Origin of the sequence: Kitasatospora sp. NPDC058444 (genome assembly GCF_042721415.1) — a bacterium.
Taxonomy (GTDB): Bacteria; Actinomycetota; Actinomycetes; order Streptomycetales; family Streptomycetaceae; genus Kitasatospora.
Genome location: NZ_JBHXLL010000009.1, coordinates 214,513 through 231,859, shown reverse-complemented (window position 1 = coordinate 231,859; position 17,347 = coordinate 214,513). Strand labels below are relative to the sequence as shown.

Here is a 17,347-nt window from a genome sequence, read left to right as displayed (position 1 = left end):
ACTGATCCACCCCGAAGGGCTTCACCGTTCGACTTGCATGTGTTAAGCACGCCGCCAGCGTTCGTCCTGAGCCAGGATCAAACTCTCCGTGAATGTTTACCGGTTATCCGGTTCACACCCGCGTTGAGCGGCACGGCAACCACCGGAATAGGGCGGCCCCGCGCACTGCGTCCTCGCTAGTGTTTGTTTCAAAAGGAATCTCCAACCCCAGAAGAATCTGAGGCCGGGGATGTCAACATATCTGGCGTTGACTTTTGGCACGCTGTTGAGTTCTCAAGGAACGGACGCTTCCTTCGGACCGCCTTCCAGCGGACCCTCCGGGCTTCGTTCTTTCGTGTTTCCAGCTTATCAGATGTTTTCCGCTCCGTTTCCGGGGCTTCGTTCATCCAACTCGCTGGTGTCTTCTGCGGCTTGACGCCCCGTCCGACGTTTCAAACTGTAGCCGATCCCCGCTCCGAAAAGCGAATCCGGCCGCAATCCGATAAAACGTGCACGCCGAATAAGCGCCAGGCCGAACCGCGAAAAAGCGGAAACGACCGGCACGAACCGGGAAGTGGTGTTTCAGGGGATTGGCCGCCCCGGGACCGTCCGCGCCGATGCGTGTCCGGTGCTCCCTGCCGAGCGACTAGGAAACACTACCCCTGCCCGGTGCCGAAGGCAAACCCGTCCCGGAGACGGTCCGGGTGCAGAGCGCCCGGCCGGGTTTCACGTACGCACCATTGGGGTGGTCGTTGCCGGTGACCCACTGGTGGGCGGCGGTCTCGTCGCGGCCGCCGTCGCGGTGCCGCTTGAGCAGACGCTCCTCGCGGACCTCGTCGTCCGTGTGCACGTACCAGAGCTCGCGCAGCAGTCGGCGGGCATCGGGCCAAGGGGTGTCGGAGGAGGCGAGGTAGTTGCCCTCGGTGATGACGAGCCGGGTGTGCGGGCGGACCACGTGGCGGGCGGCGACCGGTTCGTCCAGGGTGCGGTCGAAATCCGGGACGTAGATGTCCTGGAAGCGGTCGCCGGCGACGCGGCGCAGCAGGGCGACGTAGCCGTGGGCGTCGAAGGTGGCCGGGGCGCCCTTGCGGTGGGTCAGGCCGAGGCGGTCGAGCTGGGCGCCGGAGAGGTGGAAGCCGTCGAGCGGGACGTAGGCGGCGGTGCCGGGGCCTTCGGCGCGCTCGACCTCGGCGACGAGGTGGCGGGCCAGGGTGGACTTGCCGGCGCCGGGCGGGCCGGCAAGTCCGAGGAGCGTGCGGGCGTTGCTGCCCGGGCCGCGGAGGAAACCGAGGGCAAGGGCGGTGAGGCGGTCCTCGTTCATGGCCGCACCTTACTGATTGCGCCCTTGCCCGGCGCGACCCTGTGCCTGCCGGTGCCCTGGGGGCCCGGCGGGTTCCCCGGCCGGGCCGGGGCCTGCTCAGCGATCGGCGAGGGCGGGCAGGTCCAGGGTGAGGGTGCCGGCGTCGGCGTCGAGCAGGGCGGGAACGCCGAGCGGGACGGTGAGGGTGGACGGGCAGTGGCCGAATCCCAGTTCCCAGAGCACGGGGACGCCGAGCCCGCCGAGCCGGTCGAGCATCACGTCCCGGACCCGTTCCGGACGTCCGCAGCCCTCCCAAGAGCCGAGGGCCAGGCCGGCCACGCCGTCGAGGGCGCCGGAGCGCAGGAGCTGGGTGAGCAGTCGGTCGAGCTGGTAGGGGTGCTCGTTCACGTCTTCGAGCAGCAGGATGGCGTCCTCGTACGAGGGCCGGGCGGCGGGCGTGCCGCGCTCGGCGGTGAGGACGTGCAGGCAGCCGCCGGCCGTGACGCCGCGGGCTCGGCCGGGGACGAGCGGGGCGGCGGTGGGTGAGGTGAGGACGGTGACGGCGGCGGGGTCGAAGAGGGTGCGGCGCAGGTGGTCGGCGGTCGGGCTGTCGGAGACGAAGGAGGCCCCGGCGGCCAGCGGTCCGTACAGGGTGGCGAGGCCGAGGCGCTGGGCGAAGGCCTCGTGCAGGGAGCTGACGTCGCTGAAGCCGATGAAGGGCTTGGGCCCGGCGGCGCGCATCGCGCTCCAGTCGAGCAGGTCGACGATGCGGTGCACGCCGTACCCGCCGCGGGCGCAGATGACGGCGTCGACGGTGGGATCGAGCCAGGCCGATTGGAGGTCGGCGGCGCGGTCCGCGTCGGTGCCGGCCAGGTAGCCGAGGGAGGGGTGGGTGTCGAGGACGTGCGGGGCGACGGTGACGCGCAGCCCCCAGGAGCGGAGGATCGCGCATCCGGCATCGAGGCGCGCGGCGTCGATCGGGCCGCTGGGCGCGACGACGGCGATGTGGTCGCCGGGGCGCAGGTGCGGCGGGCGGGTCAGCCCCTGGCCGGGTGCGGTCGGGTGCTGGTCCATGGGCCGGACCACCTTTCGGGCGCGGGAGCGGGGTGCGGGCGGTCGCGTCGTGGCCGCGACCGCCCGGTGACGATATGCCCCGTGTCAACCGGCCGATGTCCGTGGGAGGCGGTCCACCGTCCGGTCCGGTGTCCGGTCCGCGATCCGGGCGGCTTCCGCGGGCTCCGGCGGGTGAGCGCTCCTCAGATCGCCGCCCCCATCACCTCCCGGACCTCGGCGAGGGTGGCGTCGGCGACGGCGTTGGCCCGCTCGGCGCCGTCGCGCAGGACCTGCCGCAGGTGGGTGCGGTCGGCGGCGAGTTCGGCGCGGCGGGCGCGCATCGGGCGGAGGAACTCGTTGACGGACTCCGTGACGGTGCGCTTGAGCACGACGGCGCCGCCGTCGCCGATCTCCTCGGCGACGGCTTCGGGGGCGCGGTCCTGGCAGAGGGCGGCGAGCAGGACGAGGCTGGAGACCTCGGGACGGTCGACCGGGTCGTAGCCGATCCGGCGGTCGGCGTCGGTCCTGGCGCCGCGGATGATCCGGGCGGTCTCGTCCTCGGTCGCGCCGAGGGCGACGGCGTTGCCCCGGCTCTTGCTCATCTTGCCGCCGTCCGTGCCGAGCAGCATCGGGGCGTCGGAGAGCAGGGCCTGCGGGCGGGGGAAGACGGCGCTGCCGTCGGCGTGCGGGTAGCGCTCGTTGAAGCGGCGGGCGACGGTGCGGGCGACTTCGAGGTGGGGCAGCTGGTCCTGGCCGACCGGGACCAGGCCGGCCTTGCAGAAGAGGATGTCGGCCGCCTGGTGGACGGGGTAGGTGAACATCAGTCCACTGACGGCGGCCTGCCGGGAGTGGGCGATCTCGTCCTTGACGGTGGGGTTGCGCCCCAGTTCGGCGACGCTGACCAGGCTGAGGAAAGGGAGCAGAAGCTGGTTGAGGGCGGGGACGGCGCTGTGCGGGAAGATCGTCGCCCGCTCGGGGTCGAGGCTGGCGGCGAGGTAGTCGAGGACGAGGTTCTCGGTGTGCTCGGCGAGCCGGTCGGCGAGGTCGCGGTCGGTGATGACCTGGTAGTCGGCGACCACGACGAACATCTCGACGCCCTGGTCCTGGAGCCGGACCCGGTTGCGCAGGGTGCCGAAGTAGTGGCCCAGGTGGAGCGGTCCGGTGGGACGGTCCCCGGTGAGGACGCGGTGGGCGGTCGGGTCGTCGATCGGAACGGACCTGGCGGGCCGAACAGACCTGGCGGGCCGAACGGACGTGGCGGACTGTGCGGCGACGGTCTCGGTGGTCAAGGTCTCTCTCCTCGGTGCGGCGGTGGTGGCGGCCGTCCGGGGCGAGGGGCCCGTCCCGCGAGCGCGGGGAGCGCGGAGAACGCAGCAGGGCCGTCCATCCCGGACGGCCCTGGTCAGGCGAGTGCTGGTGGCCGTCCTAGGACGGCCACCAGCACAGGCCCACGAAGCGCTTCATGCGCCCAACGGTAACGGCGTCAGTCCTCCACGACCAGTGCCTGGGTGCCCTGGTTCAGCGTCTCGCCGCGGAAGAACTCCGGCCGGATGAAGCGGTACCAGGTCATCAGCGCGGCGCCGAGCAGCAGGATGCCGACGCCGATCACGAAGACCGAGCCGATACCGAAGACCGAACCGCTGCCGTAGTCGGGGTCCCAGGCGTCGGTGAGGGTCTGGAGGAAGACCGCGGTGAGCAGCACACCGCCGAGGAGCGGGGCGACGCCCTTGAGCAGCAGGTCGCGGACACCGGTGCGCAGCGAGCGGCGGAAGTACCAGACGCACGCGAAGGCGGTCAGCGCGTAGTAGAAGCAGATCATCAGGCCGAGCGCCAGGATGGTGTCCTGGACGACGTTCTCGCTGATCAGGCTCATGCCGACGTAGAAGACCGCGGTGGCGATGCCCGCCGCGACGGTGGCGTAGCCGGGGGTGCGGAAGCGCGGGTGGACGGCGCCGAAGCGGGGCGGCACCGCGCGGTAGGCGCTCATCGCGAGCAGGGTGCGGGCCACCGGGATGAAGGTGGTCTGCAGGCTGGCGGCGGCGCTGGCGACGACGGCCAGGAAGAGCAGGATGCTCCACGGCGAGCCGAGCACCGGACGGGCCAGTGCGGCGAAGACGTTGTCGGCGGTGTCCGGGTTGCCGAGGCCGTTGCCGGTGCTGCCGACGCCCGCGAACATCTGGGAGGCGATCGCGACCAGCAGGTACGAGCCGACCAGGGTGACCATGGAGATCATCGCGGCGCGGCCGGGGGTCTTGGCGCTGCCCTGGGTCTCCTCGTTCATGGTCAGGCAGGTGTCCCAGCCCCAGTACATGAAGATCGACAGCGAGAGTCCCGCGGTGAACGCGCTGAACGAGCTCACCTCGAGCGGGTTGAGCCAGGAGAAGGAGAAGCCGATCGAGTCGGGCAGGTCGCCGGAGGCGGCCTTGCCGATGGCGATGGCGGAGAAGAGCAGCAGCACGGCCAGCTGGAGGCCGACCAGGCTGTACTGGAACCACTTGGTGGCGGTCATCCCCCGGTAGCTCATCGCGGTGGCGCCGGCGATCAGCAGGACCACGGTGAGCAGGTGGACGGCCTTGTTCTGGTCGAGTTCGGTGACCCAGCCGCTGCCGGTCATCTCCCCGAGCATCAGGTACAGGAAGTCGGTCGCGACCCCGGCCAGGTTGGAGAGCACGATGATGGTCGCCACCGTCAGCCCCCAGCCGGCCATCCAGCCGACCCGGGGGCCGAAGGCCCGTACGCCCCAGGTGAAGGACGTGCCGCAGTCCGGGAAGTCCTTGTTCAGCTCCTTGTACGCGAACGCGACGAGCAGCATCGGCAGGAAGCCCGCCAGGAACACCGCGGGCATCTGGACGCCGACCGCGGTGACGGTCGGACCGAGTGTCGCTGTCAGGCAGTAGACCGGGGCGACCGTCGAGACGCCCAGCACCACACTGCTCAGCAGGCCGACGGAACCGCCCCGTAGACCCTTGTCCCCCGCTCCCCCAGCGGTCCCCTGACTGCCGGGGACCCCACCACTGATGCCACTGACCGGGGCACCCTGCGGAGCGTCGGGCGCCATTGCCCGGCCGCTGCTCGTGTGCTCTGAGAGCTGCTGATCAAACACCAGCGCACCCTAGAGGGGGGCATGGAAGGTTGAGTAGACCAACCCTTGGTGATCTGAACCACTTGCTTCGATTCGTTCGCCTGATGGCCGTTGGGGTTGATGTATTTACGGCTTGTTAGCCCATGTACCTTTGTTTCAAAGGAGTTGAGTCAAGGAAATTTCTCCTTTTTGCCAAGGTTCGACCTGGTTTGCCCCTCCGGCATACGAGGTCCGCGACCACACCTCCCCCACATCGGATAGGTTTGCCTAACCTAAATTCGATCGTGAAAGGAGCGTCGCGTGTCCCCCACCCCCGACGACCCGGCCCTCGCCCCCCGCACCGCCACCCGCCGCCGGTTCCTCACCGCGGGGATCGCCGGAGCCGCGGTGCTCGGCCTCGGCGGAGTGCTCACCGCCTGCGGCAGCTCGGGCGGATCGGGTGGATCGGGCGGCAGCGGCGGCTCGACCCCGGCCGGCGGCGGCTCCTCCCCGAACCAGAAGTCGGTCAAGCAGGGCGGCGACGACTACGCCACCGTGATCGAGAAGATGAAGGGCTTCGGCACCGACGCCGCCCCCGGCGTCTACCCGCGCACCCTCAAGCACGCGATGGGCGAGACCGTCATCCCGGCCAGGCCCACCCGGGTCGTGGTTCTGGACACCGGCGAGCTCGACAACGTCGTCGCCCTCGGGATCCAGCCGGTCGGCGTCGTGCACACCGACGGTTCCAAGTCCCTGCCGTCCTACCTCAAGGACAAGGCCGGCAGCCCCGCCGCCGTCGGCACCATCAACAGCCTCAACCTGGAGGCCATCGCCGCGCTCAAGCCGGACCTGATCCTCGGCAGCCAGCTGCGGGCCCAGGACCAGTACGCGCAGCTGTCCAAGATCGCGCCGACCGTCCTCTCACTGCGCCCCGGCTACCCCTGGAAGCAGAACTTCCTGCTCAACGCGAGCGCGTTCGGCCTGGAGGCCGAGGCCAAGGCGCAGCTCGACGCGTACCAGGCGGCGGCCGCGGCGATCGGCGCGAAGCTCGGCGACAAGCGACCCACCATCACTCCGCTGCGCTTCATGCCGGGCCGGACCCGGCTCTACGCCGAGCTCTCCTTCATCGGCACCATCCTCACCGACGTACCGCTGCCGCAGCCCGCGATCGAGCAGGTCAAGGAGCTCGCGGTCGAGGTCAGCCCGGAGCAGATCGACAAGGCCGACGCCGACTGGATCTTCTACGGCGTGTACGGCAGCCCCAGCTCGACCAACCAGGACGCGGTGCTGGGCGGCGCGCTCTGGAAGACGCTCGGGGCGGTCAAGTCCGGTCAGGCCCGGCCGGTTTCGGACGAGACCTGGTTCCTCGGGCTCGGCGTCATGGCGGCGAACGCGGTGCTCGCCGACCTCAAGGGCTTTGTCGCGCCCGCTGGTTGATCTCCTGGTCGGTCCTTGAGGGCCGCTCCCACGGTCGGTCCCGTCCCGGGGTGAGGGCCGGGGCTGGCGGGACCGGGGTGAGGGCCGGGGTGAGGGCCGGCGGGCGGAACGCGGCATGGTTCCGGTCGTGTGGCAACGGTGTTCGTCCTGCGGCGTTTTGGGCGGTCCCGGGATGATCCCACGGCGATCCGGCGGTGGTATCGCGCACACCATCGGGTTCGACGCTTGGAGCTGATCGCGTGGTGCGGGAGGATCGTCGGAACCGTTCCCCGAAGGGCCCGCAGATGACCTCGCTCCACCCCACCGCGATCGACCCGTCCCTACCCGGCCCGCCCGGGGACAACGCCGGATCCTCGCCCCCGCACGCCATGACGGACCCGCCCGCCGCGGCCGTCCCGGTGTGCTCGATCGCGACCGTCGTCGAGCCCCGTGCGGCCGCGGCCGGCTTCCCGGAGGGAGTGGCGCGCCAGGCCGGCGCGGCACGCCCCGACTCGGTGCCGCAGCCACGCAGCCGGTACGACGCGGAGGCGTCGCCCGTCCGGCCGGCGGACGCGTACCGCCGGCCGGTCCCGGACGTAGCACCCCTGCTCGGCGTGGAGGCGGGGACCGAGGACGGTCCGGCCGCGCCCGCTGCCCCCGTCGACCCTGCCGCCGCAACGCCCGACACCCTCCGAGGGCCGGACGGGGGCGAGGCCGGGTTCGTCCGTTTCGGCTCCGCCACGCCGTCGGAGAACGGCCCGTCGAGGGGCAACCCGTCGGAGGGCGGACCGTCCGTGCCGGCGCAGCGCTCGGTGCGCGAGGAGCCGCGGTTCCTGGGATCCCGGCGGCCGTCGCCCTCGCGGCGACTGCGCCGGATGCACCCGCAGGCCGCCCAGAGCGGGCAGGGGGCGACCGCACGGGAGACGGCCGCGTCCGGCCCGGCCGGAACGGGCCTGCCGGGTGCCACCGGTTGGGCGCAGGAACGTCCCGGCGCGACGGGCGCGGCGGCGCAGGGGTCCTCGTTCGGAGCCGGAACTCCGGGAACTCCGGGAACTCAGGGAGCTCCCGGGGTCCTCGATGCCGGCTCCGCTGTCGTCGACGCCGCCATCGGCCACTCCGCCGGGGCCTCGTGGGCCGAACCGCCGCTCGGCATCCTGATCGGCGCCGGCCCCGGGCCCGCCGAGGTCTTCGGTCGACCGGAAGAGCGGGCACCGGTACGGGTGGCGGCCCGGCCGATCCGGGTCGGCCGCGGCACCTGCCTGGTGGTGCTGCCCTCCTGGCGACCCGCCATCGCCGTCTCGGTGTCGACCGAGCAGCTGCTGTCCGCGACCGGGCTCGGGTTCGACCAGCTGATCGGCGCTCGGCTGACGGTGCTGATGAACCCCGCCGCGCTGCACGACCGGGAGCTGGAGCTGCACGGCTGGGAACCCGGTCCGGCCGGGCGGTCCCGGCGCGGCGGGCGCGGATAGCGCTCCGGCGGGCACCGCTCGGCGGAGCGCGGTTCGGTGCCGAGGCCCGGTTTCGGTGCCGGGCACCACTTCGGTGCCTGGCCGCGCGGGTCTAGCGGGCCCGACGGGTGACCGGGGCGTTCGGGACGTATCCGAGGTCGACGGGCACGGGCGGTCGCCCGTCCACGGCCCAGCCCGCGCGGACCGTCTCCAGCAGTTCCGGCAGTGCGGGCGGCCAGAGCGCGTCGGCGTTCCCGTCGGCGAGGTCGGCCGCTGTCCACCAGCGCCAGTCCAGGATCCGGTCGACGGCGTGCACCTCGCTGACGTCGCCGACCGGGCCGCGGTGCGGTCCGGCGGTGAGGTAGATGTGCTCGTGCTGGCGGACCGGGGTGCCGTGCCAGGTGAAGTCGTGCTCCCAGGTGCAGAGCAGCGGGCCGGGTTCGAGGTCGCTCCAGCCCGTCTCCTCCCACAGCTCGCGCCGGGCGCCGTCCCACGGGGTCTCGCCCGGCTCCAGTCCACCGCCCGGCATGGTCCAGTGCACGCCGACCTCGTCATTGTCCGAACGGAGCAGGAAGACCGAGCCGTTCTCGTCCAGGACCACCGTGCGGGCGGCCCGCCTCGGCCTGCGTTTGCGGGAGCGCAGCGGATTTCGCATCGGGTCACTCTCGCAGGGGCCGGCCGGGGCGTCGAGCGGATTCGGCACTCCGGTCGGGTGCTCGGGCCGGCCGGTCCGTCGTGGCGGGCGCGGGTTCCGCCCGCCGACCGTACCCTGACGGCCATGCCCGAACCCGCGATCATCTTCCCCGCCGATCCGCTCAACCCGCGCCGGCCCGATCCGCACTTCGCCTGGGAGGCCAGGATGCTGCGGGAGTTGGGCGGCGAGCACCATCTGGTCGACCACGACGGGCTGCTCGCCGGGCGGGCCGAGGAGGCCGTCCGGCGGGTGCCGAGGGACAGCGGACCGCTCTGGTACCGGGGTTGGATGCTGCCCACCGCCCGCTACGCCGACTTCGCCGCCGCGCTCACCGCCCGCGGCGGCACCCTGCTGACCAGCCCACCCGGGTACGCGGCGGCCCATGAACTGCCCGGCTGGTACGACGTGTTCGAGGGCGCGACCCCGGCCAGCGCGTGGATCCCGTCCGACGGGCCGGTGGCGCCCGGGCCCGACGAACTGGCGGCGGCCGCGGCCCGGCTGGGCGGGCACGGCCCGGCGATCGTCAAGGACTACGTGAAGTCGCGCAAGCACGAGTGGCACGAGGCCTGCTACGTACCGGAGTTGGCCGACCTGGCGGCCGTCGGACGGGTGGTGGAACGGTTCGTCGAGTTGCAGGGCGAGTTCCTGGCGGGCGGCGTGGTGCTGCGCAGGTACGAGGAGTTCGAGGGCGTGGGCGCCCCGGTGGACTGGCCGAACGGCGCGAACAGCCCTCGCGGTGCGGCCGACGCGGGCGGGGTGTCCGGTGCCGCCGGTGCCGCCGGCGCGGAGCACGTTGACGGCGGCGCGCTGTCGGGCGGCGGGCGGGCCGTGGAGGCCCGGGTGTGGTGGCTGGACGGCCGGCCCGTCCTGGTCGGGCCGCACCCGGACGCCCCGCGCCAGGCCGTCGAGCCCGACCTCACCGATGTCCCGGCGCTGGTCCGCAGGCTGGGCTGCCGCTTCGTCACCACCGACCTCGCCAGCCGGGCGGACGGCTCCGGCTGGCGCGTGGTCGAGGTCGGGGACGGGCAGGTCAGCGACCTGCCGCGCGGGATCGACGCCTCGGGACTGCTGGCCTCGCTGCTCGCCGCCTGACGGTTCACGCGTCAAGGACCGCCAGGCGGCTGACGGGCGGGCCGGGTCGCAGCCGGGCGCCGTCACGGCCGGGCGGGGTAGCGGCCGGCCGCCGCTCCGGGTGCGGGGCGGCCTATCCGGCGGCGACGGGCTCGGCCGCCGGGTGGCCGTCGGCGGTGAACGCCTGCCAGAGCCTGGTGTAGGCGCCGCCCAGGGCGAGCAGTTCGGCGTGCGTGCCGTCCTCGACCACCCGGCCGTGGTCCAGCACGACCACCCGGTCGGCGCGTTCGGCGGTGGTCAGGCGGTGGGCGATGACCAGGGTGGTCCGTCCGCCGCTGAGCCGGTCCGCGGCCTGGTTGACCGCGGCCTCGGTGGCCAGGTCGAGCGCCGCGGTGGCCTCGTCGAGCAGCAGGATGTCCGGGTCGACCAGCTCGGCGCGGGCCAGCGCGATCAACTGGCGCTGGCCCGCCGAGAGGTTGCGCCCGCGGCCCGCCACCTCGTGGTCGTAGCCGCCCGTGAGCCGGACGATCATGTCGTGGGCGCCGACCGCCCGGGCCGCCGCCTCCACCTCGGCCGCCGACGCGTCCGGTCGGCCGTAGGCGATGGCCTCGCGGACCGTGCCCGCGAAGAGGTACGCCTCCTGCGGCACCACACCCAGGCGGTGGCGGTACTGGGCCAGGTCGTAGCGGGTGAGGTCGACCCCGTCCACCCGGACGGTGCCCTCCGTCGCGTCGTAGAACCGGGCGACCAGCTTCACCAGCGTCGACTTCCCGGCGCCGGTCTCGCCGACCAGCGCCACCGTCTGCCCGGCCGGGATGTGCAGGTCGACGCCGCTCAGCACGGTCGGGGCGCCGTCCGCACCTCCGTTGTAGGCGAAGCCGACGCCCTCGAAGGAGATCTCGCCGCGCAGGCCCTTGGCCACCGGGACCGGGTCGGCCGCCTCGGCGGTGGTGGTCGGGGTGCGCAGCAGCTCGCGGATGCGGCCGAGGCCCACCGAGGCCTGCTGGTACCCGTCGAACACCTGGGACAGCTGGTTGACCGGCGCGAAGAAGAGGTCGATGTAGAGCAGGTACGCGACCAGCGCGCCGACCGTCAGCGTCCCGGCGTCGACCCGGGCCGCGCCGACGATCAGCACCAGCGCGGCGGCCACGCTGGAGAGGAACTGGACGAAGGGGAAGTACAGCGAGATGTAGAGCTGGGCCCTGACCCGGGCCTCGCGGTAGGCGATGCCGCGGGCCACGAAGCGGTCGGTGTTGGTGTCCAGGCGGCGGAACGCCTGGACGATCCGCATGCCGGCCACGTTCTCCTGGAGGTCGGCGTTGACGGCGCTGATCAGGTCGCGGGAGCGCTCGTACTGGTCCCTGGACTTCCTGCGGAACACCAGGGTGGCGATCACCAGCAGCGGCAGGACGGCGAAGACCACCAGGGCCAGGCCGGCGTCGATGATCAGCAGGGCGGCGAAGATCCCGGCGAAGGTCAGCAGGCTGACCACGGCGGTGACCATGCCGGTCTGGAGGAAGGACGTCAGCGAGTCCAGGTCGGTGGTCATCCGGGTCATGATCCGGCCGGTCAGCTCGCGCTCGTAATAGTCCAGGCCGAGCCGGTTGAGGTGGGCGAAGATCTTGAGCCGGAGCGTGTAGAGGACGCGCTCACCGGTACGGCCGCTGACCCGGTTCTCGGCGCCCTGCACCACCCAGTCCAGCAGCACCACGACGAGTGCGGTGAGCGAGGCGACCGCGACGCCGGACATCAGGCCCTTGCGGACGCCGTCGTCGATGCCGTGCCGGATCAGCACCGGCAGCACCAGTCCGGCCGCCGCGTCCAGGGCGACCAGGACGAGGGCGAGGAGCAGTGGAGTGCGGAAGGAGCGCAGCAGGCGGCGCAGGGTGAAGTCGGGGTCGCCGGCCTCGGCCTCGGTGCGGGGGACGGCCGGGGTGTCGGAGGCCGGCGGCAGGGCCGCGACCCTCTCCAGCAGGTCGGGGTCGGCGGTGCGGGCGGCCTTGGTCAGGGCGGGAGTGGGGAGGACGGGAGAGGGGAGCCCGGGGGTGGGCTGGGGTTCGGGGGTTTCGGGGGTTTCGGGGGTTTCGGGGGTGGCCTGGGTCCCGGCGGTGCCGTCGGTTCGTGGGGCGCCGTCGGTGGGGGCGCCGTCGGCGGCCCGCCGCCCGGTGGCCCGCTCGGACTCCGCCAGGGGCGCCGGGTCGGCGGCTGCCGGATCGGGGGTGGGCAGCCGGTCGGTGCGACCGGCCTCGGGGTCGGTGATCAAGGCCCGGTACTGGGGACATCGGGCTTCGAGTTCCTCGTGCGTTCCGAGGTCCAGCAGCCGGCCGCGCTCCAGGACGGCGATCCGGTCGGCGAGCTGGAGGGTCGAGCGGCGGTGGGCGATCAGCAGCGTGGTGCGGCCGGTCATCACCGAGCGCAGCGCGTCGTGGATCTCCGCCTCGATCTGCGGGTCCACCGCCGAGGTGGCGTCGTCCAGCAGCAGGATCCCGGGGTCGGTGAGGATCGCCCGGGCCAGGGCGATGCGCTGGCGCTGGCCGCCGGAGAGGGTCAGGCCCTGTTCGCCGACCTTGGTGTCGTAGCCGTCCGGCAGCGCGCGGACGAACTCGTCGGCCTGGGCGGCGCGGGCTGCGGCGACCACCTGTTCGTCCGTGGCGTCCGGGCGGCCGTAGGCGATGTTGGTGCGGACCGACTCGGAGAAGAGGAAGCTCTCCTCGGGGACGATGCCCACCGTCGCGCGGACCGAGTCCAGGGTGAGGTCGCGCAGGTCGTGGCCGTACAGGCGGACGGTGCCGGCGGCGGGGTCGTAGAAGCGGGGCACCAGCTGGGCGACCGTCGACTTGCCGGAGCCGGAGGCGCCGACCAGGGCGAGGGTCTCGCCGGGGGCCAGCTTCAGGCTGAGGCCGTGCAGGACGGGGGCCGGGTGCTCGGGGTCGTAGCGGAACTCGACCTGGTCGAACTCCAGGGCGACGTCCGGGGTCCGCGGGCCGACGAAGGTGCGGGCGGGGGCGTCGGCGATGGTGCCGGCATCGGTGTCTGCGTCGGCGTTGGCGGAAGCCTCGGTGGGAGTGTCGCTCGCCGGGGTGCCGCCCGGGGTGCCGGCGTGGGTGAGGTCGAGGGTGCGGGCGTCCGGGCGCTCCTGGACCAGCGGGCGCTCGTCGATCAGCTGGAGGACCCGCTCGACACCGGCCCGGGCCTGCTGGCCGACGGTGATGACCATGGTCAGCATCCGCACCGGGCCGGTCATCTGGGCGACGTAGGTGGAGAAGGCGACGAAGGTCCCGAGCGTGACCCGGCCGTCGACGGCCAGCCAGCCGCCGAAGGCGAGGACGCCGACCTGGGCGAGCGCCGGGATCGCCTGCATCGCCGGGTTGTACCGGGCGTTCAGCCGGATCGACCGGAGCCGGGCCGCGAAGAGGTTGCGGGACGCCACCTCCAGCTTGTCGAGCTCCTGCGCCTCCTGGCCGAAGCCCTTGACCACGCGGACGCCGCCGATCGCGCCGTCCACCACGCCCGCGACGGCGGCCGCCTCCTGCTGGGCGGCCCAGGTGGCGGGGAAGAGGCGCTTGCGGCTGAGCACCGAGACCCACCACAGCGCGGGGGCCATGACCAGGGCGATCAGGGTGAGCGGCGGGGACAGCCAGACCATCACGGCCAGCGACATGACGAACATCAGCAGGTAGCCGGTCATCATCGGCAGCATCGACAGCAGCCCGTTGACCAACTGGAGGTCGGAGGTCGCCCGCCCGATCACCTGGCCGGTGTCCAGCCGGTCCTGGCGGTGGCCGTCGAGCCGGCCGAGCGAGCGGAACAGGTCGCTGCGCATGTCGTGCTGGACGTCGAGCGCGAGCTGGCCGCCGTAGTAGCGGCGGACCTGGGTACAGCCGAAGACCAGGAGGGCGGCGAGCAGCAGCACCACCGCCCACGGGACCAGCGAACGGGTGTGGGCGACGATGACGTCGTCGATGATCAGCTTGGTGACCAGCGGCACCAGCGCGGTGACGGCCATGCCGAGGAGCGAGGCGCCGAAGGCGAGCAGCAGGCTGCGGCGGGACCGCCAGCTGTAGCCGACCAGACGGCGCAGCCAGCCGGCCGACTCGGCGCCCTCGGCAGCCGGCCCGGTGTTCCCGGCGGCGGTCTGCGGGCTGTCGGCGGGAGCCTCCGGGGTCGGGCCGGGGGCCGGGGGGCCGCTCGGGGATTGCTCCACCGTGGATCCGTGAGTCTCAGGCATATTTAGGGATGCTAACCATTTCGTCGGGTGGCCGCCATGACGTTTCCGACCCGGATGGGTTCCGGGTCGGCCGGGGACAGCCTCGATCGTCCGGCCCGGCGGACTGGCCAACAGCCGACGGCCTGCGGTGATTCCCGGACGGACACTCGAACGGCCCACTCCCCCGGCCGTCTCCAGGATCGCCGACGGGCCCGCGTGGCGCCCAGCGGCCGGGGGACGGGCGGGCACCGTCCGCTGGGACTAGGCCTCGGGACGGGCCGCAGCCGATGCCCACACTCGCCCGCCGCGTCCCTCACGTGCCCGCGGCGCCTCTCATGTGCCCGCAGTGCCCCTCATGCGCCCGCGGAAGCCGAACCGTCGGCGGGGACGGAACCGTCGGCGGGGACGGAACCGTCGGCGGGGACGGAACCCTCGACGGAGACCGAACCGTCGGCGGGGACGGAACCGTCGGCGGGGGCGCCGGTCGATGCCGCGGCCGCCGCGAACGCGCCGTGGGCGAGGGCGTGAAGCAGGGCGGCCATGCCGTCGCGCTGGAGGGCGGCGCGCTCGCCCTGGTCGGGGCTGGAGCCGAGGCTGTGCGGGGTCGAGTTGATCAGGCCGAAGACGGCGTGCACGGCGGCCCGCGCCACCGGCTCGGCGGCGGGGTCGGCCAGCGGCGGGTAGGCCTGCCGGACCACGTCCACCCACAGCTCGACGTAGCCGCGCTGGAGCCGGCGGACGGTGCGCCGGTCCTCCTCCTTGAGGTTCAGCAGCTCGCGGTCGTGCAGGGTGATCAGGTCCCGGTCGTCCAGGGCGAAGTCGACGTGGCCGCTGATCAGCGCGTCCAGCGTGGCGGCCGGGCCTTCGCCGCCGCCGGCCCGGCGGCGCCCCTCGTCCAGCAGGCGCTCGCTGATGTTGATCAGCAGGTCCGCGAGCATCGCGTCCTTGCCGGCGAAGTGGCGGTAGAGCCCGGGGCCGCTGATCCCGACGGCCTTGCCGATCTCGTCCACGCCCACGCCGAGGAAGCCCCTGGCCGCGAACAGCCTCGCGGCCTCCCGGCGGATCTGGTCGCGACGGGGGAGTGCGGAGGCGGCGGGGACGTTGGGCATGCCGTCCATCGTAGACAGTCGGGTTATCGGCCGTTAACCTGGGCGCGTAAGTTAACGTTAATTAACCTGCGATCACGGTCGGACCGCACCCGGCTGCCCACCTGGTGCCGAGGGCAAGGGAGCTCTTGGGAATGGTCATCTCAACCGCCGGCACATCCGCCGACGCCAGGGTCGGCACAGCGCCCCGCACGGCGGCGCCCGGTGCCGCACCGTCCGCGGCCGCCGCACCGGCGCCCCGGCTCGGCAGCTCCGTCGACCCTGGCTCCGAGGCCTACCGCGCCAACACCGAGGCGCACCGGGCCCTGGTCGCCGAACTGCGCGCGAAGCTCGACGCGGCGGCCCTGGGCGGCGGTGCCAAGGCCCGCGCCCGGCACACCGCCCGCGGCAAGCTGCTGCCCCGCGACCGGGTGGACACCCTGCTCGACCCGGCCTCCCCCTTCCTGGAGCTGGCCCCGCTGGCCGCCGACGGGATGTACGACGGCGCGGCGCCCGCGGCCGGGGTGATCGCCGGCATCGGCCGGGTCGCCGGACGCGAGGTGGTGGTGGTCGCCAACGACGCCACCGTCAAGGGCGGCACCTACTACCCGATGACGGTGAAGAAGCACCTGCGCGCCCAGGAGGTCGCGCTGGAGAACCGGCTGCCCTGCGTCTACCTGGTGGACTCCGGTGGCGCCTTCCTCCCCATGCAGGACGAGGTCTTCCCGGACCGCGACCACTTCGGCCGGATCTTCTACAACCAGGCCAGGCTGTCCGCCGCGGGCATCCCGCAGATCGCCGCGGTGCTCGGCTCGTGCACGGCCGGCGGCGCCTACGTCCCGGCGATGAGCGACCAGGCCGTGATCGTCCGCAACCAGGGCACGATCTTCCTCGGCGGCCCGCCGCTGGTGAAGGCCGCCACCGGCGAGGTGGTCACCGCCGAGGAGCTGGGCGGCGGCGAGCTGCACTCCCGCACCTCGGGCGTGACGGACCACCTGGCCGAGGACGACGCCCACGCCCTCTCCATCGTCCGCACGATCGTCGCCGGACTCGGCCCGCGCGAGGCCAGGCCGTGGCCGCTCGCCCCGGTCGAGCCGCCGGCCGTCGACCCGGCAGGCCTGTACGGGGCCGTGCCGGTGGACCCGCGCACGCCCTACGACGTGCGCGAGGTGATCGCCCGCCTGGTGGACGGCAGCCGGTTCGCCGAGTTCAAGGCGGAGTACGGCGCCACCCTGGTCACCGGCTTCGCCCGGATCCACGGCCACCCGGTCGGCATCGTCGCCAACAACGGCGTGCTGTTCTCCGAGTCGGCCGTCAAGGGCGCCCACTTCATCGAGTTGTGCGACCAGCGCGGCATCCCCCTCCTGTTCCTCCAGAACATCACCGGGTTCATGGTCGGCCGGCAGTACGAGGCGGGCGGCATCGCCAAGCACGGCGCCAAGATGGTCAACGCCGTCGCCTGCACCCGCGTCCCGAAACTGACCGTGGTGATCGGCGGCTCGTACGGAGCCGGCAACTACTCGATGTGCGGCCGGGCCTACTCACCTCGCTTCCTGTGGATGTGGCCGGGCGCCAAGATCTCCGTGATGGGCGGCGAGCAGGCGGCCTCCGTCCTCGCCACCGTCCGCCGCGACCAGCTGGAGGCGCACGGCGAACAGTGGCCGGCCGAGGCGGAGGAGGAGTTCAAGCGCCCCGTCCGCGAGCAGTACGAGCGGCAGGGCAACGCCTACTACGCCACCGCCCGGCTCTGGGACGACGGTGTGATCGACCCGATGGACACCCGCACAGCCGTCGGTCTCGCGCTCACCGCCTGCGCCAACGCCCCGCTGGCGGCGCCCGCTCCCTACGGCGTCTTCCGCATGTGATCCCTCCTCCTGTCACTCCTGCGTCCGTGACCCCTCCCTTCCGGGTGTGACTCCCCGCGGCGGCGGCCCCCCCCGGCCCGCGCCCCCCCCCCCCCCCCCCCCCCCCCCCATAAAGGTCCCCACCCCCCCGAGGACACCCCCCCCGAGGAAGGTAAACAAAAACCAGCC

Annotated in this window: 11 protein-coding genes and 1 rRNA gene; 4 read left to right on the top strand and 8 right to left on the bottom strand. The window is 73.0% G+C overall.

Annotated features, from left to right (window positions below):
* The 5 genes from ACFWP2_RS13725 to ACFWP2_RS13705 form a co-directional block, all read right to left on the bottom strand.
* Positions 1-93: ribosomal RNA gene (locus ACFWP2_RS13725) — 16S ribosomal RNA — on the bottom strand; the annotation flags it as partial.
* A 532-nt stretch (positions 94-625) separates the two neighbouring features.
* Positions 626-1,300: a nucleoside/nucleotide kinase family protein gene (locus ACFWP2_RS13720; RefSeq protein ID WP_380450554.1), complete on the bottom strand. Its 675-nt coding sequence runs from the start codon at positions 1,298-1,300 to the stop codon at positions 626-628.
* Positions 1,301-1,396: 96 nt separating this feature from the next.
* Positions 1,397-2,353 carry an LD-carboxypeptidase gene (locus ACFWP2_RS13715; protein ID WP_380450553.1) on the bottom strand — a complete coding sequence of 319 codons (957 nt, stop codon included), beginning with the start codon at positions 2,351-2,353 and terminating at the stop codon, positions 1,397-1,399.
* Positions 2,354-2,535: 182 nt separating this feature from the next.
* A complete protein-coding gene (gene trpS / locus ACFWP2_RS13710; protein ID WP_380450569.1) occupies positions 2,536-3,540 on the bottom strand; it encodes a tryptophan--tRNA ligase in 1,005 nt (334 codons plus the stop codon).
* A gap of 275 nt (positions 3,541-3,815) precedes the next feature.
* Positions 3,816-5,390, bottom strand: a complete 1,575-nt coding sequence (locus ACFWP2_RS13705; RefSeq protein ID WP_380450552.1) for an APC family permease — start codon at positions 5,388-5,390, stop codon at positions 3,816-3,818.
* 324 nt (positions 5,391-5,714) lie between these two features.
* On the opposite strand from ACFWP2_RS13705, the gene ACFWP2_RS13700 reads away from it, so the two are divergent.
* Together ACFWP2_RS13700 and ACFWP2_RS13695 are read left to right on the top strand one after the other, a co-directional pair.
* Positions 5,715-6,830, top strand: coding sequence for an ABC transporter substrate-binding protein (locus ACFWP2_RS13700; RefSeq protein WP_380450551.1), 1,116 nt, complete (start codon positions 5,715-5,717; stop codon positions 6,828-6,830).
* Positions 6,831-7,114: 284 nt separating this feature from the next.
* Complete coding sequence (locus tag ACFWP2_RS13695; protein WP_380450550.1) at positions 7,115-8,278, top strand: hypothetical protein; 1,164 nt, start codon at positions 7,115-7,117, stop codon at positions 8,276-8,278.
* 91 nt (positions 8,279-8,369) lie between these two features.
* Here the strand turns inward: ACFWP2_RS13695 and ACFWP2_RS13690 are convergent, their stop codons facing one another.
* On the bottom strand, positions 8,370-8,912 hold the full coding sequence (locus ACFWP2_RS13690) for an NUDIX hydrolase (protein ID WP_380450549.1): 543 nt from the start codon (positions 8,910-8,912) through the stop codon (positions 8,370-8,372).
* Positions 8,913-9,035: 123 nt separating this feature from the next.
* Here ACFWP2_RS13690 and ACFWP2_RS13685 point away from each other — a divergent pair, with 123 nt between their 5' ends.
* The gene (locus ACFWP2_RS13685) at positions 9,036-10,043 is read left to right on the top strand and encodes an ATP-grasp domain-containing protein (RefSeq protein WP_380450548.1); all 1,008 of its coding nucleotides are present in this window, start codon (positions 9,036-9,038) and stop codon (positions 10,041-10,043) included.
* A 112-nt stretch (positions 10,044-10,155) separates the two neighbouring features.
* On the opposite strand, the gene ACFWP2_RS13680 is transcribed toward ACFWP2_RS13685, so the two are convergent.
* Together ACFWP2_RS13680 and ACFWP2_RS13675 are read right to left on the bottom strand one after the other, a co-directional pair.
* The gene (locus tag ACFWP2_RS13680; RefSeq protein ID WP_380450547.1) at positions 10,156-14,250 is read right to left on the bottom strand and encodes an ABC transporter ATP-binding protein; all 4,095 of its coding nucleotides are present in this window, start codon (positions 14,248-14,250) and stop codon (positions 10,156-10,158) included.
* A 332-nt stretch (positions 14,251-14,582) separates the two neighbouring features.
* Positions 14,583-15,338 (bottom strand): TetR/AcrR family transcriptional regulator, encoded by a 756-nt coding sequence (locus ACFWP2_RS13675; RefSeq protein WP_380450546.1) that lies wholly within the window; start codon positions 15,336-15,338, stop codon positions 14,583-14,585.
* Positions 15,339-15,469: 131 nt separating this feature from the next.
* Here ACFWP2_RS13675 and ACFWP2_RS13670 point away from each other — a divergent pair, with 131 nt between their 5' ends.
* Complete coding sequence (locus ACFWP2_RS13670; protein ID WP_380450545.1) at positions 15,470-17,179, top strand: carboxyl transferase domain-containing protein; 1,710 nt, start codon at positions 15,470-15,472, stop codon at positions 17,177-17,179.
* Positions 17,180-17,347 lie beyond the last annotated feature (168 nt).